The organism is Mycobacterium sp. smrl_JER01, assembly GCF_048513595.2.
Classification (GTDB): Bacteria; Actinomycetota; Actinomycetes; order Mycobacteriales; family Mycobacteriaceae; genus Mycobacterium.
Window position 1 is genome coordinate 1,037,524 of sequence record NZ_JBLXXK020000001.1, and the last position, 21,941, is coordinate 1,059,464.

The 21,941-nt window shown below is 69.0% G+C and carries 13 protein-coding genes; 1 reads left to right on the plus strand and 12 read right to left on the minus strand.

The features are described 5' to 3' along the window. Positions 1 to 37 precede the first annotated feature (37 nt). Positions 38 to 769: a M15 family metallopeptidase gene (locus ACNUDN_RS04950; RefSeq protein WP_419120915.1), complete on the minus strand. Its 732-nt coding sequence runs from the start codon at positions 767 to 769 to the stop codon at positions 38 to 40. 134 nt (positions 770 to 903) lie between these two features. On the opposite strand from ACNUDN_RS04950, the gene ACNUDN_RS04955 reads away from it, so the two are divergent. Beyond that, positions 904 to 1,152, plus strand: coding sequence for a hypothetical protein (locus tag ACNUDN_RS04955; protein WP_419120916.1), 249 nt, complete (start codon positions 904 to 906; stop codon positions 1,150 to 1,152). A gap of 53 nt (positions 1,153 to 1,205) precedes the next feature. Here ACNUDN_RS04955 and ACNUDN_RS04960 read toward each other — a convergent pair whose 3' ends face one another. The 11 genes from ACNUDN_RS04960 to recC all read right to left on the minus strand — a co-directional run bounded on the left by ACNUDN_RS04960 (position 1,206) and on the right by recC (position 21,895). Next, a complete protein-coding gene (locus ACNUDN_RS04960) occupies positions 1,206 to 3,935 on the minus strand; it encodes a cation-translocating P-type ATPase (RefSeq protein ID WP_419120917.1) in 2,730 nt (909 codons plus the stop codon). Between the two features lie 92 nt (positions 3,936 to 4,027). Next, a complete protein-coding gene (locus ACNUDN_RS04965) occupies positions 4,028 to 5,230 on the minus strand; it encodes an SfnB family sulfur acquisition oxidoreductase (protein WP_419120918.1) in 1,203 nt (400 codons plus the stop codon). Beyond that, positions 5,227 to 6,396: an LLM class flavin-dependent oxidoreductase gene (locus ACNUDN_RS04970; RefSeq protein WP_419120919.1), complete on the minus strand. Its 1,170-nt coding sequence runs from the start codon at positions 6,394 to 6,396 to the stop codon at positions 5,227 to 5,229. The genes ACNUDN_RS04965 and ACNUDN_RS04970 overlap by 4 nt, the downstream gene beginning before the upstream one ends. A 136-nt stretch (positions 6,397 to 6,532) precedes the next feature. Then, entirely contained in the window at positions 6,533 to 7,876 is a 1,344-nt protein-coding gene (locus ACNUDN_RS04975) for a trimethylamine monooxygenase (RefSeq protein ID WP_419120920.1), read from the minus strand. Positions 7,877 to 7,895: 19 nt separating this feature from the next. After that, a complete protein-coding gene (locus ACNUDN_RS04980; protein WP_498450146.1) occupies positions 7,896 to 10,184 on the minus strand; it encodes a trimethylamine N-oxide demethylase in 2,289 nt (762 codons plus the stop codon). A 10-nt stretch (positions 10,185 to 10,194) separates the two neighbouring features. Next, complete coding sequence (locus ACNUDN_RS04985) at positions 10,195 to 10,569, minus strand: EutQ-related cupin domain-containing protein (RefSeq protein WP_419120922.1); 375 nt, start codon at positions 10,567 to 10,569, stop codon at positions 10,195 to 10,197. Positions 10,570 to 10,673: 104 nt separating this feature from the next. Next, positions 10,674 to 13,061 (minus strand): lysylphosphatidylglycerol synthase transmembrane domain-containing protein, encoded by a 2,388-nt coding sequence (locus tag ACNUDN_RS04990; protein WP_419120923.1) that lies wholly within the window; start codon positions 13,059 to 13,061, stop codon positions 10,674 to 10,676. Between the two features lie 170 nt (positions 13,062 to 13,231). Beyond that, positions 13,232 to 13,558 carry a hypothetical protein gene (locus ACNUDN_RS04995; RefSeq protein WP_419120924.1) on the minus strand — a complete coding sequence of 109 codons (327 nt, stop codon included), beginning with the start codon at positions 13,556 to 13,558 and terminating at the stop codon, positions 13,232 to 13,234. Positions 13,559 to 13,635: 77 nt separating this feature from the next. Continuing rightward, the gene (recD, locus tag ACNUDN_RS05000; protein ID WP_419120925.1) at positions 13,636 to 15,303 is read right to left on the minus strand and encodes an exodeoxyribonuclease V subunit alpha; all 1,668 of its coding nucleotides are present in this window, start codon (positions 15,301 to 15,303) and stop codon (positions 13,636 to 13,638) included. Beyond that, positions 15,300 to 18,641, minus strand: a complete 3,342-nt coding sequence (gene recB / locus ACNUDN_RS05005) for an exodeoxyribonuclease V subunit beta (RefSeq protein WP_419120926.1) — start codon at positions 18,639 to 18,641, stop codon at positions 15,300 to 15,302. Before recB ends, recD begins: the two co-directional genes overlap by 4 nt. Then, positions 18,641 to 21,895, minus strand: a complete 3,255-nt coding sequence (gene recC, locus ACNUDN_RS05010; protein ID WP_419120927.1) for an exodeoxyribonuclease V subunit gamma — start codon at positions 21,893 to 21,895, stop codon at positions 18,641 to 18,643. The genes recB and recC overlap by 1 nt, the downstream gene beginning before the upstream one ends. Between the last annotated feature and the right edge of the window lie 46 nt (positions 21,896 to 21,941).

Below are 21,941 nucleotides of genomic sequence, written 5' to 3' on the forward strand. Positions count from 1 at the left end.
CACGTAATGGACATACTCGCGCGGAACCCTGAGAGAATCAGGTGAATTCGAAGTGCTGGTAATCAAGCGGGGTTCGCCAGTGGCCGCCCCAGGTCCATCCGCGATCGGTGAACGTCAGCACGGCGGGATCGCCGTCGTGCAGCATCCCCGGGTCGGTTCGGGAGCGGTCCACCCACGGGCCGGCATTGGCCGGCTCGACGCCGCCGTTGCGGTCGATGTACGGGTTGAGTTTGGGGTTCACGTCGACGGCGCGGCCGTAGGCGTGCCACGACCAGCTTCCGGTGCCCGGAATGTCGCGACAGTTGAAGGCCGAGGTGTTGTTGTCGCGCATCGACAACTCGTCGTCGGCGTCCGGGTAGGCATCGACGGTGCGCATCTTCTCGATCGGGTACCGCAACCGGTGCAGTTCGCCGAAAATGTCGATGACCTGCGCGGTCAGCTCCTCATGCACCACCAGACTGCCGCGGTGGGTCTGCCCGTCGAACCCCCAGAAGTCCAGATCGACGCGCCGCAGCACCTCCGGGGCCGCCGGACAGCCGGGCCGCCATGTCGTCCCGAGATCGGCCGCGGTGACCGACCGCACCTCGGGCGGCCGCGGTTGCGGAGGGGGCGGCGGGGTGACGGTGCGGAAGGTCTCCGGCGGCAACGGCGGAGACGACGAGGGAGGCTGCGCGGATGCCGCCGGTGTCGTCGGCGCGTCGACGGCGGACGCGCAAGCCACCGACGTCACCACGACCGCCATCAGCACGGCCAGTCCCGCGAAGTTCACCGGGAACCAACCTACCGGAACACCGATTGCGATTAGCTGCGCTCATCAGTTCTGTTAGTTGGGCTTTCGAATTTGACGACTAGGTCACAACCTCGCCGTCATTGATGTGATTTAGCTCATCGGCACGATATATTGTGTCCGTCATCACAGAGAGGACGGACATGGTCGGTATGGGCGAGAGTGCGATGGTCCCACAGGCTGTCGAATCGCACCGCGCGGCGCACGCGTCCAATTCGGTCAACTGGGTGCTCGCTCTGCTGATGGTGGCATTGCTGATCGGAGCGGTCGCGGGAGTCGTGGTCGCGCTGTTCAGCGGGATGCCGACAGTGGCCCTGGTGATCGCACTCGTCGCCGGAGCGGCCTTCGCCGGCGTCGCCTGCTGATCGCCCGAGCGCACCCCGAGCGCCTCAGTACCCGAGGCTCAGGCTGAACTGCCTCAGTACCCGAGGTGGTGACCCACGGCTTTGGCCGCCTCCACGATCAAAAAGATCACCACCGACAAGCCCAGCGCGACGCTCCAGCCCAGCAGCGTGATCGGCGCCGAATGGAACCAGGCGTTCATGAAGGGCGTGTAGATGAACACCAACTGCAATGCCAGCAGCACCGCCGCCATCCGCCACACCCACGGGTTGCCGCGCAACGCGGCCGGACGCAGGCTCGTGCCCGACACGAACCGGCAGTTGAACAGGTAAGCCAGCTGTCCCATCGCCAGCATGTTCACCGCGGCGGTCTGGGCGACCTCCAACGGGTAGCCGTTGGCGCGGCCGATGAAGAAAATCGCCAACGCGGCACCGGCGACCAGGACGGAGACCAGCGCGATCATCGACACATCGGCCAGTCGCACCACCGGCTGGGTTGCGGGTCTCGGCGGGCGCGTCATCAGACCGTCCTCGGCCTTCTCGAACACCAGCGCCAGCGCCAGCGTCACCCCGGTCACCAGGTTCACCCACAGGATCTGCACCGGCTGTAGCGGCAGCGCGAAACCGAACAGCACCGCGACGAGAATGACCAACGACTGAGAACCGTTGGTGGGCAACAGGAACAACACGGACTTGCGGATGTTGTCGTAAATCCGGCGGCCCTCCTCGACCGCCCGCTCGATGGTGGCGAAGTTGTCGTCGGCCAGCACGATGCCGGCGGCTTCCTTGGTGGCCTCGGTACCTTTGACCCCCATCGCCACCCCGATGTCGGCTCGGGTCAGCGCCGGTGCGTCGTTGACACCGTCCCCGGTCATCGCGACGACATCGCCCTCGGCCTGCAACGCGCTGACAATGCGCAGCTTGTGCTCGGGACTGGTGCGTGCGAAGACGTCGACGTCACCGACCACCTCGCGCAGCCGCGGTTGGCTCATCTCCTGCAGGTCGGCGCCGGTCAGCGCGGTCGGCTCCCTGCCCTCGACGATGCCCATCTCGCGCGCGATCGCCGTGGCGGTGCCGATGTGATCACCGGTGATCATCTTCACCCGGATGCCGGCGCTGTGGCAGTTCGCGATCGCGGCGATGGCCTCCGGGCGGGGTGGGTCGACGATCCCGACCACTCCGACGAACTCCAGACCGTCGTCGACGTCGGAGATCTGCACACCCTCGGCCGCGCCCGCCGGGCGTCTGGCCGCCGCGAGTACGCGCAGTCCCTGGGCGCTGAGCTCGTCGACGCGGGCGTGCCAGAAGGTGCGGTCCACCGGTTCGGTCACACCGCCACGCGACTGGGTGCTCGCCCGCTCCAACAGGCGATCCGGGGCCCCCTTGACGTGCAGCCAGCGGTGCCCGTCCGGTGCCTCGTCGAGCGTGACCATGAACTTGTGCGCCGATTCGAACGGAATCTCGGCGAGGCGGCGCATCGGAGCGTCCGCTCCGGATTCCCCGAAGGCCTTGTGTGCCAGTGCCCGCAGCGCGCCCTCGGTGGGTTCGCCGACCACCCGCCAATGACCGTCGGTGTCGCTCAACCGCGCGTCGTTGCACTGGGCCATCGTGACCACCAGTGCGACCAGGTCCGGGTGGTCCTCCAAACTCGCTGCCGCGCCGTCGAGTTCGACGTCGCCGTGCGGGGCGTACCCCGCCCCGGTGACGGTATAGCGGTGACGGGCGGTGACAACGGTACGTACCGTCATCTCGTTCTGGGTCAACGTTCCGGTCTTGTCCGAGCAGATCACGTTGACCGAACCGAGCGCCTCGACCGCGGGCAGCTTGCGGGTGATGGCGTTGCGGCGGGCCATCTGCTGCACACCGAGAGCCAGCGTCACCGTGACGACGGCGGGCAGACCTTCCGGGATGGCGGCCACCGCGAAACCGATCGCCGCCGAGATGAGCTCCTCGACGGTGAACTGGTGGATCAGCCGGCCGATGATCAGCATCACCGCGGCCATCACCAAAATCAGCACCGACAGCTGGCGGCCGAACTGCTCCAACTTGCGGGTCAGCGGAGTGTCGATGCCCTCGACCTCGGAGATCAGGGTCTGGATGCGGCCGATCTCGGTCGCCGTGCCGGTTGCCGTCACCACTCCGACACCGGTGCCGGCCGCCACGATGGTGCCGGAGTACACCATCGAGGTGCGGTCACCGATCCCGGCCTCGGATTCCACCCGGGTGACGCTCTTGGCCGCAGGAACTGATTCGCCGGTCAGCGCCGACTCCTCGACCCGTAGGTTGTTGACCTCCAACAACCGCAGGTCGGCGGGGATGCGGTCACCCGACCCGATGCGCACCACATCACCGGGAACCAGCGTCTCGGCGTCGACATCGATCCACTGCCCGTCGCGGAGCACCCGCGCCGAAACCGACAGCATGTCGCGGATGCTGTCGAGTGCCTTCTCGGCCTTGCCCTCCTGCAGGTATCCCACGACGCTGTTGATGATCGCCGCGGCACCGATGACGGCGGCGTCGACCCAGCTGCCCAGGATCGCCTTGAGCACCGCGGCGGCCATCAGGATGTAGATCAGCACGTTGTTGAACTGCGCGAGGAATCGCACCAGCGGCGACCGGTGCGGGGGAGCGGGCAACCGATTGGGGCCGGTCTCGGTAAGTCGCTGCGCGGCGTCGGCGGATGACAGACCGGAGGCGGTGGTGCGCAACGCCGCCAGGATCTCGGCGCGACCACGGGCGTGCGCGGCGCCGGCGAACTCGGCATCTTCGACCGACCGCTGGGCTTCGGCTGCAGATCCTCGGCTCATACCCCCGATGCTGTCCGGTGCGCGGTCGCATCGCAACCGTGCCGGCTCGCTGCTCGTGCGCGCCCCAGAGTGAGCCGAGCCCAGCCGGGTCGCTAGATCTGACCGTGCCGCGGCGGCGGTGTGGCGGACAGCGTGTGCCGGCCGATGTGCTGCAGTTTCCAGCGCGTCGGGTCGTGCAGTGTATGGGTGCGCGCGTCACGCCAGAACCGCGACAGATTGGCCGACGCAGCCGTGCTTCGGGTGCCGCCCAGTTCGAACAGGCCGTTGGCGGCGTCGAGTGCCGCCCGGACCGCGGCCACCTTGGCCACCGCGACGGCGATCGACGCGGTCACCGCGGCCTGCGCGGAGGGCTGGTGGCCGGCGATGTCGACCCGCCGCGCGGCCTCGGCGAGCAGCGCCTGCGCCCCGCGCACCGCCACCGTCAGCTCGCCTGCGAGGTTGACCAGCGTCGAATCCTGCGCCGCGGTTTCGGTGCGCGCTTCGAAATGCGGCCTGGCGAGGCCAACCTGGCGAACCCCTGCGGCGAGCGCCCCGGTGGCCACACCGACATCGATCGCACTGTGCCACAGCTGTGCCCGTGCCCCATAGGTCGTCGGCTCGGCGAAGATCGGCGAGAACGGCAGCACATGTGCCGCGGGTACCAGCACCTCGTGAAGGGTCACCGTCCCCGACGCGGTGGTGCGCTGACCCATGCCGTCCCAGTCGTCGACCACCTCGACGCCTTCGGTGCCGCGCCTGACAAACGCGACGGCCTTCGGTGTGGACGCGGTGGGCGGTCCGTCGGAACCATCGCTCAATGACGCCCGCACCAGCACCCAGTCGGCGAAAAGCGCTCCGGTGCAATAGAACTTCCGACCGGACAACACGTAGTCCCCGGACGGGCGTGCCGTCAGCGTCGTGGTGTCGACGTCGATCGGGTTCGGGCCCCGCTCGGACTGCGCGTTGGCCAACAGTGCCCCCGACCGCACCTGCTGGTAGAAGTGTGCCTTCTGCTCGTGGGTGCCCTGCAGGCGCAGGGCCTCCAGAAACGTGAAGTGGGAGTGGGGGATCTGTGCCAGCGAGGGGTCCGCGTGGGCGATCAGCCGGAAGACCTCGGCCACCACCGCGGCGGACGCGTCGATGCCGCCGTACTCCGTCGGCACCGTGATCGCCAGCAGACCGGACGCCTTGACGGCCTGCACCTGCTCGTGGGGCAACTGCCGCCGGGCATCTCGTTCACCGGCTTCGGATTCGAATTCGGCGGCGAGCTTGGCCGCGATGTCGAGCGCCGCGTCGCCGGACTCGATGCGGGTCATCGCGGCGAGCCCACGAAGGGAATCGAGGCGGCTGCCGGAGCGTGGCTGCCGCCGCTGAACAGTCCGCGCTCCCGCAGGATCGGTAGGACGCCTTCCCCGAACCAGAACAGCTCCTCCAGGTGGGGATAGCCCGAGAAGATGAACTCGTCGATCCCGGCGTCGGCGTACTCGCCGATCCGGTCGGCGACCTCGTGGTGGCTGCCGACCAGGGCGGTGCCCGCTCCACCGCGGACCAGACCGACCCCCGCCCACAGGTTCGGCGCGACCTCCAGGGAGCGGGCATCATGCCAAGTACCGTTGGCGCGGTTGTCCTCGTGCAGGGCCAGCATCCGTTGCTGCCCCTCGGATTCGCTGCGGTGCAAGCCCTTCTGGGCGTTGGCGACGGTGGCCTCGTCCAGGGCGCCGACCAGCCTGTCCGCCTCCGACCAGGCCGCGTCGGAGGTGTCCCGGGTGATCGTGTGCAGCCGGATACCGAAGCGCACGGTGCGGTGCTGCCGATCGGCCAAGTCCCGGATCCACTCAACCTTGCGGCGCACCGCGTCCGGCGGCTCTCCCCAGGTCAGGTACACATCGGCGTGGCGAGCCGCGACCGGGCCCGCCGCGGCCGAACTGCCGCCGAAGTACAAGGGTGGCACCGGGGCCGGCAGGGTCGCCAAGGCGGCCTCGTCGACGCGGATGTGCTCACCGTCGAAGGACACGGTCTCGCCGGCCCACAACCGGGTGACCACCTCCAGGAACTCGTCGCACCGCCGGTAGCGGCCGTCCTTGTCGAGATAGTCGCCGAACGATCGTTGTTCGTGAGCCTCCCCGCCGACGACCACGTTGAGCAGCAGGCGTCCCGGTGCGTGGCGGGCGAATGTCGCGGCCATCTGGGCCGACAAGGTCGGGCTCACCAAACCGGGCCGGAACGCCACCAGAAAAGCCAGTGATGTCGTCTCCCTGGCCAGGAGCGCCGCCGTGATGAAGGCATCCTCACACCACGCGCCGGTCGGGATGAGTGCACCGGTGAAACCGAACGTCTCCGCGGCGCGGGCGATGGATGCCAGATAGTCGATGGAGGCGTCGCGGTCGCTGTGTGCCGCGCCGGCCGGCGTCCCGTGGCCGCCGCCGACGATCAGGCGGCTGTCACCGTAGGTCGGCAGGAACCAGTGCAGGGTGAGCGTCACGGTGCCGCCGGTCCGGTGCAGTCACGGCGGCCGGGTCTGGGACGGGTCACGGGAATCACCGCGAAATGGTGCCCGTTGCGCGGCGTCCGGGTCGCGGGTTTGTCTCACCGCGATCAAAAGGCCGGGTCGGACCAGATCAGGGGCGCAGGAACCGCGCCGGGCTGTCGTCGAGTTCATCCCACCAGGTGGTGTGTGGTGGCGGCCCCACCGTGCCGGTACACGGCGAGGCGAACGATCGGTCGCGGTAACCGGTGATGCTGACCTCCTTGTCGTGCTCCCAGGTGACGAAGTGCTGACGCACCAGCTCCAGGTCGAAATCGGGATAGTCGGTCAACGCCATCAGGTCGCGCACATAGTCGGTCTGGAAATCGATCTGCGCGGCGACCCCGTCCACCTCGGCGTACCTGGCCAGCCACGCCGCGACGTCGGCGGCCATCGCCTCGGCCCCCGGCAGAGGCAACCGGCCCAGCACCACGTCACGGGCGACGAACGCCTGCGCGTCGAACATGGAGAAGGTGTAGAACTGGTCCTGCATGCCGAGGTAGATCAGCTTCGGATTGGCCTTCCACACCAGGCCCTTGTACAGGCCGGCGGGGTAGAGGTTGTTCGTCGTGGTGAGCCTCAGCTCGGGATCGACGAACGGGAAGTGGTGCCGGTAGCCGGTGCACAGGATGATCGCGTCGACGTCGCGGCTGGTGCCGTCGGCGAAGTGCGCTGTGCGGCCGTCGACGTGCTGCAGCGCCGGGACCTCGGAGACAGCGTCGGGCCAGCCGAACCCCATCGGGTTGTTGCGGTAGGCGATGGTGACCGAGGCGGCACCGTACTTCGCGGACTGCAGCGCGATGTCCTCGGCGGAGTAGCTACTGCCGAGAATGAGCAGGTCCTTACCGGAGAACTCGAGCGCGTCGCGGAAGTCGTGCGAGTGCAGGATGCGGCCGGGAAACGACGCGAAGCCGGGATACTCCGGCACGTTCGGGACCGAGAAGTGGCCGGTGGCCACGATGACGTGATCGAAAGCCTCGGTGCGAACCCTGCTTTCACCGGACTCCCAGGACTCGACGGTGACGGCGAACGTCTGCGCGGCGTCGTCGAAGGACACGTGCCGCACCGCGGTGTCGAACCGGATGAACTGGCGCACGCTGCTTTTCTTGGCCCGGCCCGCGATGTAGTCGAAGAGCACCTCGCGCGGCGGGAACGACGGGATCGGCCCGCCGAAATGCTCGTCGAAGGTGTAATCGGAGAACTCCAGGCACTCCTTGGGTCCGTTGGACCACAGGTAGCGGTACATGCTGCCGTGCACCGGATCGCCGTGGACGTCCAGCCCGGTGCGCCAGGTGTAATTCCACAACCCGCCCCAGTCGCTCTGCTTCTCGAAGCACACGACCTCCCCGACGTCGACCCCGTCGAGACGAGCCTGTTCGAAAGCGTGCAGTTGGGCCAGGCCGCAGGGGCCTGCACCGATCACAGCGGTCCGGGACATGAATTCCTCCTTGATGAGGTCACGAGCGCGGTCGGGTCTTGTCGGGGTCGTAGAACGGGATGGTGGTGACGGTCGCCGGGATGCGTTTGCGATGACCGTCGAGCTTGCCGACCTCCACTCGGGTTCCCGGTGCGGCGTGCTGAACGGCGATGCGGCACAACGCGATGGTGGCGCGCAGCACCGGTGATCGGACGCCGCTGGTGATCACCCCCACCTGGGCACGACCCACGTGTACGCAGTCGCCGTGGTCAGCGGTCTCGTTGCCGTCCAGCCGGAGACCGACCAGGACCCGCTGCGGGTGGGCCCTGCGTTCCGACAGCGCAGCGCGTCCCACGAAGTCGTCGGCCTTGGTCTTGAGCGCGACGGTGAACCCGATGCCGGCCTCGAACGGGTCGGTCTGCTCGTCGAACTCGTGGCCTGCCGCCACCAGGCCCGCCTCCACGCGCAGCATCTCCAGGGCTTCGAGACCGAGCGGCGTCAACCCGTAGGGACCTCCGGCCTGCCACAGCCGGTCCCACAGTGTTTCGGCGTCGGCGGGATGCACCCACAATTCGAATCCCAGCTCGCCGGTGTACCCGGTCCGCGATACCAGCAGCGGTGCGCCGTCGGGCCCGTCGAGCCGACCGATCAGGAACCGGAACCACCCCAGATCGCGCAGCGCCGGCTGAGCGGGCGGGGTCCAGATCAGGTCGGCGAGCAGGTCTCGGCTCGCGGGGCCCTGGACTGCCAGGTTGTGCAGGTGATCACTGGAGTCCTTGATCCACACCCGTTGCAGTCCGAGGTGTTCAGCCTGGGTGCGCAACCAGGTGCCGTCGTACGGGTCGCCGCCGATGACACGGAAGTTGTCGTCCCCGAGCCGCAGTACCGTGCAGTCGTCGAGCACGCCGCCGGTTTCGGTGCACATCGCCGAGTACACGACCTGACCGCGGGCCAGCCGGCGGATGTCGCGGGTGAGGGTGCCCTGCAGCAGCGCCTCGGCGTCCGGGCCGAGCACCTCGAACTTGCGCAACGCCGACAGATCCATCACCGCGACCCGCTCACGGCACGCCCAGTACTCCTGGTGCGGGCCGTGGTTGTCGAAGCTGTTGGGCAGCCAATAGCCTTGATACTCGGTGAAGTTGGTGGTCATCGCACCGGTCCGAGAGGCGAAGGCCGTGGGCTTGGTCAGCACCGGCTCGGAATCCGGCGTCAGCCGGTGTCCCACCGCCACAGAGAACCTCCTGGTGGAGTCGTAGACGCGGAGATGGATGTCGGTCGGCAGCCATCCGTTGGCGGGGTCGATGTCATCCGGGCAGGCCGACGAGGCGCACACCAGATCCGTGCAGGCGCGCAGCAGCACGTAGTCGCCCGACCTGGACCAGGGTTCCCCGGTGATCAGCTGATGACGGGCGTCGAATGCGGTGTTGTAGAACAGGTTCAACGCCGGCCAACCCGGTCGCGCGGCCACCCCGAACCCGGACAGCGCGGCGTTGAAGTTGTCGGTGCAGTTGACGTGGCCGGGATAGCCCATGTCGGCGTAGTACTTCGCCGTGCAGGCCAGGGCGAACGTGTCGTGCCGGCCCACCGTGTCACGCACCACCTCGACGAGGGGGCGCGCCCGCGAATCGAAGAACCGCCCGGACAGGCCCGGCTGCGGGTAGGCGCCGCCGCCGACCGTCCTGGTGGTCGTCGCGTCCAGCCCGAACTCGCGCCCATCGGCCAACGCGCGAGCGTCGAAGGCGAGGAAATCCGAGCACTGGCGTCCGGCCACATCGATGATCTGGATGAACTGACCGGTCTTGACCTGGTAGGAGCACGCGGTGGCGGCATCGATTCGGGCATCCCACAGCGGTTCGGCCAACGGCGCCGGAAGTTCCCGGGCCTCGGGTCGTCGCGGGTCGGCCCGGTGGACCTCGACGCGTACCTCCGACGGGGGGTTGGGCTCGCTGTCGGTGACGGCCATCGGGTGCGCCGGTGCGCCGATCAACACCATGGCGTCGGCGTCCACCGTGAAGCCGACCCGGGACCCGGCCGGCGAACGCCCATCGAACAACCGGGTGGCCGTCGATGATGTCTGGGCAACAGCGTGTTTCGACAGCAGCGAGAGGATGCGCGCCGCCGCGTAACCGTTCTCGTCGGGCCCGGGAACCAGGCCGCGCAGCACCGTCGCGGCGGCATCGGCGCGGGCACCCGCGACCGCCCGTGGATCGTCGGCGAGCACCGTCAGTTCCGCGGGCTGCCGGCCGTACTGGTCGATCACGTCGAACCGGTCACCACCGAACACCGCAACGGCGGTCACCGACCCGGGTGCCACCCGGAAGAGTTCCACCACAAGGCGTTCAGGGCGCGAACGACCGGTAGCCGACGTAGAAGGCGAGCGCCCGGTCCGGCGTGGAGAACAGGATGCGCGAACCCTTGGGGAAGAAGATCGCGTCCTTCTCCCTGGCGATCTGGACCTGGCCGGTGTCGGGGTTCTCCAGCCGGAACTCACCTTCGAGCACGATCTTCATCTCGTCGTAGTCGTAGTAGTAGTCCAGTGCGGCATCGGTGTTGCGCAATTCGAAGTAGCCCGAACACATCGGCACCCCGTCGGGATTGGCGTAGACATCGTCGATGAAGCCTTCGGTGCCCGGGTACTGCTCGAGCGGCATCTGCGGAAGCTTCTGCCAGAAGCCTGATGTCACCAGAAAGGTGGGGGCGGCGGTACTCGTCATGGACCCTCCAGAGTGATCTCTGCGATGAAACATCGTCTGATGAGAGGAAACCACGGGCGCGTTTCGAGGAGATTACCCGCGGTAGCGGGCGCGTTTCGTCGGCGTCAGATCATGTTCTTGCGGGTCAGCCAGCGCATCGTGGGCCAGCCGATGAACACCGGCAGCCAGCAGGTCAGGATCCGGTACAGCAGCACGGCCGGCACCGCCACCGCGGCCGCAACGCCGAACGCGGCCAGGCCGCCGATCAGAGCGGCCTCCACCGCGCCGACGCCTCCGGGGGTCGGGGCAGCCGACGCGAGCGTTCCGCCGATCATCGTCACGATGGTGACGGTCACGAAGCTGGTGTCACCGCCGAACGCTTCGATACTCGCCCACAGAGCCAGTGCTCCACCGAGAGTGGTTGCCGCACAACCTAATACGATGACTGCCAGGCGCCGAGGCTCCCGGGCCAGCGCCTTGAGGTCGTTGAGGACCTCCTGCAGCCTCGGTCGGACGGCGGTGCCCAGCCAGCGCCGCAGCTTCGGTACGAACAGAAAAACCCCGACCGCCCCGAGAGCCGCACCGGCGATCAGATACAGCACAGTGGCGCTCGGCACGAACCGGGACAGATCAGCCGAAATCCCCACCGCGGTGCTGAAGATGATCAGCAGCGTGATGTGGGTGAGCACCTGAACCGACTGTTGCAGAGCCACAGCCGTGGTGGCGCGCAGCGCGCCCAGCCCGCCCTTCTGCAGGAACCGGGTGCTCAACGCCAGACCACCCACCCCGGCCGGTGTGGTCGTGGCGGCGAACGTGTTGGCAACCTGCATGATGGTGAGGTGGCGGAAGCTGACCAGTCCGTCCGCGCACGCCCACAACGCCGCCGCCGCGCCCAGGTACTTCAGTGCCGACACCGCCAGACCGGCCAGCGCCCACCACCAGTTCGCCGACCTCAGCTCGGAGAAGAACACCGGCACCGAGCTGATGAACGGGTAGGCGACATACACCAGCGCCACCAGCAGCACCATCTGGATGAGCTGGTTGCGGGTGAACCGCGTGATCGTCGCGGTCGTGATTTGATCGGCACCGGTTTGGCGCTTCACCTCATCGCGGATCGTCGACATCGTGGCGCCCGCGTCCGGCACCGCCATTCGGACGCGTCTGGGCAGCGCCGTCTTCGTCAGTCGGCGGGACGCGGCCAGCACCGGCTCGAAGCCGAACACCGTGATCGCCGCGGCGACGGATTCGGCGGCGCCGTACAGATCGGTCGTGGTGATCAACAGCTGCGCGATGTCGGTGTGCAGATGCGCGTCGGAGGCGCCGTACTCGGCGTGAATGAAGCCACCGAACAGTGGGGTGCCGTCGAGCACCGTGATCGACTTGGCGCGCAGGTCGCCATGCGAGATCTGCTGGCTGTGCAGCACGGCCAACGAGTCCCACACCCGCGCCACCGGAGTGCTCTCGACACACTCGTCGATCGGTGTCCCGCGGGCCGGCTTGTGTGCATACACCGTCCACCCGCGGTCCAGCGTCGCCACCGCGATCGGCGCGGTGTTCGACATGCCCAGGTCGCAGACCGCCAGCGCCATCAACGCGCGGTGTTCGACGGCCCTGCGCATCGAGGTCTGCAGCGGAGCGGTCTCACTGTCGCGCAGCCGCAACTTGCGCCAGAACTGCCGCAGAAATCCGCCGCCGCGTTGGTGTGGCCCGTACAGTTCCACGATCACCGTCGACGGCGCCTCGTCGGAGCCACTGCCGTTGATGGCGTGCAACACCAACGGGCCACGGCCCGCCGGACGCACCACATTGAGCGCCGTGGCCCGGAACCCCCGCCGCGCCAGCGCGCGCACCGTCCCGTCGAGCGGTACCTCCAAAGCAGGAGTGCCGACCACGAGCACCACGAGCGCACCGACGAACCAACCGACCGCGAGCCCGAGCAGGGTGCGTGCCGGCACCACCGCACTGACCACCAGATGGATCGGTACGAACGCCAGCAGCAGCGCCCACCACCACCGACGCCATCGCGCAGGCAGCCACGGACCCGACACCGTGAGCACGGCCGCCAGCATCGCGATCCACCGGGGGTCGTCGAGGAACTGGGACAGCACCGTGTCGAGACGGTCGTTGAGATCGAAATGCCACTTGGGTGCGGCGATGCCGTTGCCGGTGATCGACAACGCCAGCAACGCGATCACACCGGCGGCGGCGTACGCGCCCAGCATCCGCCACTGCCGGGAGACGATGAGCCCGATCAGGATGATGAACGGCAGCGCCAGGATCGCGACACCGTAGACCAGATAGACGATGTTGGACTGCGTCGGGCTCAACACACCGACGATCTCGGAGATGGACCGCTCCAGCGTCTCCCACTCGTAGCGGGTGATCAGCGAGCTGGTGACCACGACGACGAGGAACACGCCCGACAGGGTCAGGCGCAGGATGTCGTTGGTGCGTCGGGTCAACGGCTGCAGCAGGCTGCCCGAAACCGTGACGTCCTGCCCGTCAACCCGCATGTGGCCCGTCAACTCGCATCAGGCAAGGATCTCTCCGATCGTCGTGTGAGCCGACATCGGCTCACCGACAAAATAGCGACTGTTCGGTGACGATCGGTACACGCAGAAGGGGCGCCCCGGCCGGGGCGCCCCTTCTGCAGTGGTCAGCGGGCCGGCGTGGCCGGCACGCCTCAGCGGATGTCGAGGTAGTAGACGTGGCCGACCACCGTCCGCTGGTAGGTGTGGTCGTAGCGGTCGTCGCGGATGGTGTCACGCAGTGCCGGACCGCGATAGATGCTCACCACGTCGGCCTGGTCCACCGGGGTATCGGAGAGGCGGTTGACGATCACCCGATTGCCCGCCGCCTCGAGCATGGTGATGGTTTCCGCGGCGTCGCCGCCGGGCATCGGCGCGGCCGCGGCGGGGGGCGCAAAGCTCACCAGTGCGGCGGTCAGAGCGGCGGCAACGGCGGCAGTGACCTTGGCGGTTGTGCTGTTCACGACGGTGGTGCTGTTCATGATGGGGCCTGCACTTTCTCGATAGTCGGGCATCTGAAAGTGGGTGTGGTCGTGCGCGCCGTGCGTTACACGACGCCTCAGCGCCGGGCGCGCAGCCGCGGCGCGAGCCCGGATGCGCGGACGGCACGGCGTTCGATCGCCGCGCGCACCGCGGACTCGGTGCCGACGACGCGGACGTGCTTCTTGGCGCGCGTGACCGCGGTGTAGAACAGCTCGCGGGTCAACAGCCGCGAGTCCGGCGTCGGCAACAGCACGGTGACGTCGTCGGCCTGACTGCCCTGCGCTTTGTGGATCGTCATGGCGAACATCGTCTCGACCTCGCCGAGCCGACTCGGGGCGAACCGCAGCGCGCCGATATGGGCCCGCAGGCCGTCCGGGGCTGCGACCACGACCCCGGTGTCACCGTTGTAGACGCCCAGACCGTAGTCGTTCGCCGTGACCAGCAGTGGCCGCCCGGGATACCACTGCGACCACTGCGGCTGTCCCGTGCGGTCAGCGAGCCAGCGTTCCACGCGCCGGTTCCACTGCGTCACCCCGAACGGGCCGCGGCGGTGCGCACACAGCAGCCGGTGACCGTCGAGCACCGCGAGCGCGGCGCCCGCATCGCCGAGCACGGCGGCCCGGCGCAGTTCGTCCGCGCGGTCCGCCAGCGGCACCCGCAGCGCCTCCTCCGGGTCCTCGGTGTCCAGCCATGCCACCGCGTCCCCGCCGTCGCGGAGCAACTGCACCGCGGCATCGCCGTCCCCGGCGCGGATTGCGTGGGCCAGCGCACCGATCGTCTCGCCGAACCGGTGCGGGGTCTTGAGCTCGACCACACCGTCGGAGCCCAAGCCCTCCACCAGGTCGGCCAGAACGGCGCCCGCGTCCACCGACGCCAACTGGTCGGGATCACCGACGAACACCAGGCGGGCGTCCGGCCGCACCGCCTCCAACAGCCGGGCCATCATCGTCAACGACACCATCGAGGTCTCGTCGACGACGATGACGTCGTGCGGGAGACGGTTGTCGCGGTGATGACGGAACCGCGACGAGGTGTTCGGCCGACTGCCCAGCAGCCGGTGCAGCGTGGTCGCCTGCAGCCCGGACAGCCGGCGCTGATCGAGCACGGCGAGCCTGCCGACCTCGGCGTGCACCGCGTCCTGCAGCCGGGCCGCCGCCTTGCCGGTGGGCGCGGCCAACGCCATCCGCGGTGGTGCGCCGCCGGCGACCTCGGCCTGCTCGGCGATCGCGGCGAGCAGGCGCGCCACCGTCGTGGTCTTGCCGGTGCCCGGACCGCCGGTGAGCACGGTGAGCGACTGTCGTAACGCGACTTCGGCGGCCGCGCGCTGTTCTTCCCAGCCGTCGGGAAACAGTCGCCCGAGCCCGGGGACGGGACCCCGTGGCGGGCCGCCCAGCAAGGCCAGCACGTCGTCGCAGACCTGCTGCTCCTCGCGCCAGTAGCGGTCGAGGTAGAGCAGATCGGTCGACGGGTCCGAGTGCACCCGCAGCACACCTTCCTTCGCCAGCGGGCTGGCCTGCACGGCATCCACCCACTGCGCCGGTGCCGGCCACGGGAGCTCGGGTATGCCGACCTGGGCGGCGATCTCCCGCAGGTCCACGCACACCGATCCACCGCGCAGGGCCCGCACCGCCAACGCCACGGCCAGCGCAACCCGGTCGTCACGATCCTGGGTCAACGCGCAGAGCCGTTGTGCCACACGCAGATCAGCGGGCTCGAAGAGTTCCGCATACGCGTCGAACGTCATGGTCTGCCCGCGTCCAGCAGATCCGACAGCGCCTCGACCAGCGACGCGGGTGGTCGCCAGCTGAACACCCCGGCGGGATGGCCGTCGGTGATCGGGGTGTCGGGGCCGCACATCCCGCGTACGAAAAGGTACAACACCCCGCCGAGGTGGTGATCCGGCCGGTAACCGCGCTGTCGCCAGCGCAGGAAGCGATGCAGCACAACGCAGTACAGCAGAGCCTGGAGCGGATAGTCGGAGTGCAGCATCGCCTCGGTCAGCCGGGCCGGTCCGTAGTCCGCCGCGGTGAGCGGGCGGGACGGATCGCCCAGCCAGTTGGTTTTGTAGTCGACAACCAGGTAGCGCCCGTCGATCCGCAGCACGACGTCCAGCGACCCGGTCAGGTATCCCTTCAGCGACTGGGCGGCCAGCGCGGCGCCGGTCAGCCTCTCGGCGTACGGAGCCAGCGGATCTGCCGCCGGCAGATGTTCGGCCAGCAGCTGCCCGACGTCGGCAAGCGAGATCGTGGGGGCCGAGGTCGTGGGGGACAAGGTAGTGGGGGCACGGTTGCCGCCGGCGCGGCGGTCGCCACCGGCGAGCGGGAACTCGAAATCCATCTCCCGCAGCCGGTCTCGCAGTCCTATCGCCCGCAGTGTGGTCCCAGATGCCAGCGGACCGAGCGAGGTGTCATGCATCGGGACCAGCGCGGCGGCCAGCTCGGCGGGTGCGACGCCGACGGGCCACCACAGCGAGTGCTCGCGCACCTTGGACTCCAGCTCGGCGGACAGGTCGGCGGCGAACGGATCGGCCGTCTCCAGTACCGCGTGCACCAGCGTGCCGAAGGTGGCGCCCATCGGAAGGTCGGCCATCGGTGACGGCACCCGATCCCTGTCGTCGGTGCTCCGGTCGGGTTCGCCCACCGGAACCTCACCGGCCTCGTCGTCGAGTTCGACCACCTCCGCTTCACTGGTCACCCCCGCCGCCTGATCGGCTTCTGCGGCCCTGATCAGACCCGAGTACGACGTGCGTCGCCACGTCGTGTCGATGTGCCGGTGGAAGTGCCGAACATCCAGATGTGCCGGTGGCGGCGGCAATTCGACCGCGGCAGCCGGCGCGATAACCGACTCTTCCAGGACAGGGCCGCCCGCGTCGGCCCATGCGCGTAGCAGCGCCATGGCGTCCGGATCGTCGATCCGCGGGGGATCGCAGCGGTCCGGGACGGCGGTGTCCCCGGGTGCGCGGCCGCGCAACAACCGCGACAACCCGCCGTTGGGTTCGTCGTTCGACGGTGCCCACCACGCCACCACCTGAGACTGTGCCCGGGTCATCGCGACGTAGGTGAGCCGGACGTCGTCGCCGGCCGCCTCGCGGCGGCCCTGCTGTTGGGCGGCCGCATGATCGGGGCTGCGCTCGCCGCCGATGTGCAGACACCGGGTGTCACCGTCGTGAAACGTCACCACCTCGCGGGTCTGGACGTTGCGGTTGAACGCGAACGGCAGATACACCACCGGGAACTGCAGACCCTTGCTCACCCAGACCGTCATGATCTGGACCGCCGCCGCGTCGCTGTCGAGACGGCGGTTTCGTTCGACGGCGCCACTGCGTTCGTCGCGCTGGGTGTGCAGCCAGTCCCGCAGCGCGGGCAGGCTGAAGTGTTCGCGGTGCGCGGTGCCGTGTAGCACCTGGGTCAGGTGCGCGAGGTCTGTCATGTGCCGCTCACCGTCCACCCAGGACAGCACCCGCGCGCTCATTCCGCGCAGCTGCGCGGCTTCGAACACCGCGGCCACGCCGCGCTCCCGGGCGAAATCGGCCCACTGCCGCAGCGTCTCGGCGACCCGGTCGGTCAACATGTCGCCCTCGGCGGCAAGGGTTTCGGCTGTTTCGCCGAAGAACATTGTGGCGGCCGCCGCCCGCACCAGGCCGGGCCGGTGCGGCTGATCGAAGGCCTCCAACAGGCACAGCCAATCCTCGGCGGCCGGGGAGGCGAAGACGTCGGAGTCGCCGGTGTACACGGCCGGCACACCGGCCGCGGTCAGCGCGGCGAAACACGCGTGCCCGTCGCGGTGGCTCTCCACGATCACCGCGACGTCTCCGGGCTGCAGCGGCCGGTCGCAGAACTGCGCCCCGCCGGCCAACAGCGCCGCGACGTCGGCGGCCAGGTCCGCCGGGATGTGTTGGCGCAGGGTGTCGATCGGGATCACGCGATCGGGCCGCGTGCCGAACTGCTCCCGGGTGACCACCCGCAACCGGAACGGCGCGTTGCGCGGTGCGCCCTGCAGGCGGTGCTCACGGTGGTCGGCCTCGACCCGGCGCACCACGATGCGCGGGTCGCCGAGCTGCGCATCGCGCATGACGGCCTGCAGACTCTCGACCAGCGGCCCGTCGCTGCGGTAATTGGTGCCCAGTGTCCGCTGCGCGCCGGCCGTCGCCGCCGCGTGCAGATAGGTGACGATGTCACCGCCGCGGAAGGCGTAGATCGCCTGCTTCGGATCACCGATGAGGATCACGGTCGACCGTTTGCTGAACGCGCAGTCGATGACCTGCCACTGCACCGGGTCGGTGTCCTGGAACTCGTCGACCATCACGATCGACCAACGGCGCTGCATCCGGGACCGGGCCGCCGAGTCCGCCGGCTGCAGCGCGCCGGCCAACCGCGCCAGCAGATCGTCGTAGTGCAGGATGCCGAGACGACGTTTACGCGTCTCAAGCTCCGCGCACACCGCCCTGGCGAACCGCACCCGCACGAACGGGTCCGATCCGGGAGGCGGATCGGCGGGACGAAGCTCGGCGTGGGCGTTGCCGACCACCTCGCGCGCCAGGCTCAGGGCGGCGTCATAAGACAGCAGCGGTTCGTCGCGGTCCTGCCCGAAATGTGCGAGGTAGAGGTCGTCGACGATCTCGGTCACCAGATCGTCGAGGCTCTCCACCAGCTCGACCCCGGAGTCGGTGTCGCCGGCCACCCCCAGCGATCTGAGCACCAGCTGACAGAACTGGTGCGTGGTCGCGATCGTCGCGGCGTCGAAACCGGCCAGCGCGTCCCGCAGCCGCTGCCGGCGCGCGGCGAGCTCGTCGGCGCTGCCGGCGAGCAGATGAGCGATCACCGGGTTGTCGGCCGCATCAGCCGGATCGTCGAATGCCCGGACCGCATCCGAGATCTGGGAACGCACCCGCTCGCGCAACTCCTGGCTGGCTGCCCGCCCGAACGTGATCAACAGCATCTGATCGAGGGTGGCCACGCCCTCGGCGACATACCGGGCGACCAGGCCCGCCAGCGCGAATGTCTTGCCGGTGCCCGCGCTGGCCTCCAGCACCGTGGTGGTTCCCGGACCCGGCAACGGACCCAGCAGATCGAACGGTTCCATCACGGCGCCGCCCGCTCGGCGCGTAGCACCGGCAACCACAGCCGTGCCGCGAAGTCGGGCAACCCGGCGGCGACCAAACCGTCCAGCGGAAAGTTCGGACCCCACACCCTGACGTGTGCGGGTTCGCAGTCCTCACCCGGGAATCGTCCGGTCTTCCATTTCCAGCCGGCCTCCCGGGCCGGCGTCCCCCGGTGGTACTCGGTTTCGGCCCACGCATAAGATGTCTTGAGCGGCAACGGGATCGGTGCGCGGCGGCCCGCATCGTAGAGCGCGACCAGATCACGCAGGACCTCCACCGCGGACTCCGGAGGGCCGAGTAGGCGCTGCCGGACACCGTCACCTCCGCGCCCGCCACGGCCGATGCACACCGCTGAACGATCCCCGCCGGGGTGATCAGCGGTCAACGCCACCAGGTGAATCCACGATTCGAGCAGATGTCTTCCGTCGAGTTTCGAGTACGTCACGGACACCAGACGTCCGCCGTAGAGCCTGGGCACCGTGCCGGTGACGCGGCGGGTCGGACCGATCGAGACGTCGACGTCGACCGCGCTGGGCTGCGGCGAGCGGTGCTGCCGGGCCGCCGCCGCCAGCGCGGCGGAACGCGCCGTGATCTGCTGGGCCTTACGCCAACCGAGGCGACCCGGCGGCAGCGAGCCGCGCCGCCATTCGGCCTGCTGAGCCTGCGCCGCGGTCATACCGCGCAGCATGTCGTCGAGCATGCGGTCGCCGATCTTCCACTCCTGCAACGCGTCGATCTCGACGGGCATGGCGTCCTGGACCGCGTCGACGTCCCAGGGCAGCGTGACGTCCAGTGCGCGGAAGAACCCTTTCACCGGGTCCTTGAAGAACCCGATCAGTTCGTCGAGGGCGACGTCGTCGGGGGCCGGCGGGGGCAGCGGCGCGCCGAGCAGATGCGGGCGGGGTGCGCGGTGCCCGGCCGCGACCCGAGCCGCGGTCAGCACGGTCGGATCGAAGGTGAACGGCTGCTGCGGTGCCGTGCCCAGTCTGCCCGGCGTGACGTTGTCGACGTCGAAGGGCTGCAGCGGGTGTTCGATGTGAACGGTGTCGCGCACCGCGGCCGCGGTGGTGACGTCGAGCGCGTCGAGCAATTCCACCACCGGAACAGCGGGTGGTCTGCGCTGGCCGCTGACCTCGTCGGCACCGGTATAGGTGATCACCAGCTTCTCGGTGGCCGAAGCGATCGCGTCCAACAGCAGCTGCCGGTCCTCGGAACGCGGATCGCGTTCCCCGGTCATCGGCTCACGGGCCAGGACGTCGTCTCCGTCCACCACACCGACGCGGGGGAAGACCCCGTCGTCGAGGCCGATCAGGCAGACCACCCGGTGGGGCACCGACCGCATCGGCACCATCGTGCACACCGTCAAGGTGCCGGTGCGGAAGTTGGCGCGGGTCGGACGGCCGGCAAGGTGACGGTCCAACAACGCCTTCACATCGGAGAGTTGCAACTCGACGTCGGCGTGACCGCCGGCGTCGGTGCGGATCGCGTTGAGTTCCCGCTCCACCTGGCTGAACTGCCACAGATCGTCGTCGGCGACGGCGGTGAGCGCGCCGAGGCCGTCCCGCAGAGTGGTCAACCAACTGTTCAACGAGGCGGTGCCGGAAAGGGATTCGACCACCATCCGTAATTGTTCGACGTAGTCGGCGAGACGTCCGGCGAGCTCGACCCGGTTGCTGCTGACGTCGTCGAGGGGCAGGGTGGTGTCCAACCAGACATGGGAGTCGTCGGACATCGCCACGCCGGCCAGGACCCGGTCGACCCCGAACCGCCAGGTGTTCTGCACGAAGTCGACGCCGAAGGGACGACGGTGGTCCCGGTCGAATCCCCAGCGGATGTTCGCCTCGCGCACCCAGTCTCCGATCGCGTCCAGGTCGTCGTCGGAGAAGCCGAACCGCGACCGCACCGGTGCCGCCTCGGCCAGGTTGAGTACCTCACTGGCGGTGGCGCGCCCACCGGCCAGACCCAGCAGTCGCCGTGCCACGCCCAGCAGCGGGTTGGTCTGGGTGAGCGCGCGGTCGGCGAGCTTGACCCGCAGGCGATGGGCGGGATGGGCACCGTCGACGAGATCACCCAGGCCGAACCCGGCGACGATCAGCGGCGCGTAGGTCTCGATGTCGGGGCACATCACGAGGATGTCGCGGGGCTCAAGGGACGGATCGTCGGCGAGCAGGCCGAGCAGCACCTCGCGCAGCACATCGACCTGGCGGGCCGCGCCGTGGCAGCTGTGAATCTGCACCGAGCGGTCGTCCGGCCGATACGAACGGCCCTGCCGGCCAACGGTATTGGCTGCGATGTCAGCCTGCAGCCAGCCCAGCAGGGTGTCGGGATGTTCGGACGATCCGAGGCAATGGTCGGTGCGCGCACCGCCGGGCAGCAGGCGCTGCAGCTCGCGCAGGTCCCGCCCGAGAGTCGCCAGCAGCGGGTGGCCGACGAGACGGTGGGAGGCATCTTTGTGGCGGGCCACCGCACCGGTGAGATCGCCCAGCGCGTCCCACAGTTGCGCGCTCGGGTGCGGTAGCCACAGGTGCAGGTCGTGGTGGGTGCTGACCGCCTCCAGTAACTCGATCTCGGTCACCGGCAGCCGGGTGTGCCCGAACAGCGAGAGTCGGTCCGGGAGATCGCAGCGCGATTCCCGCAGCCTTGCAACCGTTTCGGCGTGCCTTACATGCGGCGGGACGGCATCGACACGGTCGACGAGGGCCCGGTAGAGCTCGGGCTGCCAGCGCAGGTCGTCGTCGAGGTCCTCGGTGCGACCCTGAATCCAGTCCACGAGAAGGTCGGGCCGTTGCCGGGCGTAGGAGTCGAAAAGACCGGCGAGACGGCGCGCCACGGCATACCGCCGGCCCCGACGCAACGCCTTCTCCTCGCCGTGCGCGAACTCGCCGAGGTGGGTGGCCAGCGTGGCACACCACGGCTCGGCGATGCAGTTGTCGATGACGGTGAGCAGCGGCCACACCATGGTGTCCGGCGACCACGGATCGGCCCGGTCGGTTCCGGTCAGTTCCGCGATCAGCGAGCGCGGGTGGCGGAAGGTGACCCCGGCGCACACGCCGTCCTGTCCGCGGCCGCGACCCAGGACGTGGGAGAGGCGCTGGCTGAGCCAGCGCTCGGTGCCCCGTGCCGACACCAGCACCAGGTCCTCGGCGAAGGGATCGTCGGGTGGGGTGGCCAGCATCGCGGCGAGGCCGTCGGCGAGCCGGTCGGTGCGGTCGGCCCGATGAAGGTGCAGCGCCATCGCGTTCAGCCTACTGCGGGCCTGAAAACGAACCGGTGCGAGCTGG

Excerpts from the sequence above, each read along its gene's own strand:
- ACNUDN_RS04960 (WP_419120917.1), bottom strand. The coding sequence starts at position 3,935 with ATGAGCCGAGGATCTGCAGCCGAAGCCCAGCGGTCGGTCGAAGATGCC.
- ACNUDN_RS04965 (WP_419120918.1), bottom strand. The coding sequence starts at position 5,230 with ATGACCCGCATCGAGTCCGGCGACGCGGCGCTCGACATCGCGGCCAAG.
- ACNUDN_RS04975 (WP_419120920.1), bottom strand. The coding sequence starts at position 7,876 with ATGTCCCGGACCGCTGTGATCGGTGCAGGCCCCTGCGGCCTGGCCCAA.
- ACNUDN_RS04985 (WP_419120922.1), bottom strand. The coding sequence starts at position 10,569 with ATGACGAGTACCGCCGCCCCCACCTTTCTGGTGACATCAGGCTTCTGG.
- ACNUDN_RS04990 (WP_419120923.1), bottom strand. The coding sequence starts at position 13,061 with ATGCGGGTTGACGGGCAGGACGTCACGGTTTCGGGCAGCCTGCTGCAG.
- ACNUDN_RS04995 (WP_419120924.1), bottom strand. The coding sequence starts at position 13,558 with ATGAACAGCACCACCGTCGTGAACAGCACAACCGCCAAGGTCACTGCC.
- recD (WP_419120925.1), bottom strand. The coding sequence starts at position 15,303 with ATGACGTTCGACGCGTATGCGGAACTCTTCGAGCCCGCTGATCTGCGT.
- recB (WP_419120926.1), bottom strand. The coding sequence starts at position 18,641 with ATGGAACCGTTCGATCTGCTGGGTCCGTTGCCGGGTCCGGGAACCACC.
- recC (WP_419120927.1), bottom strand. The coding sequence starts at position 21,895 with ATGGCGCTGCACCTTCATCGGGCCGACCGCACCGACCGGCTCGCCGAC.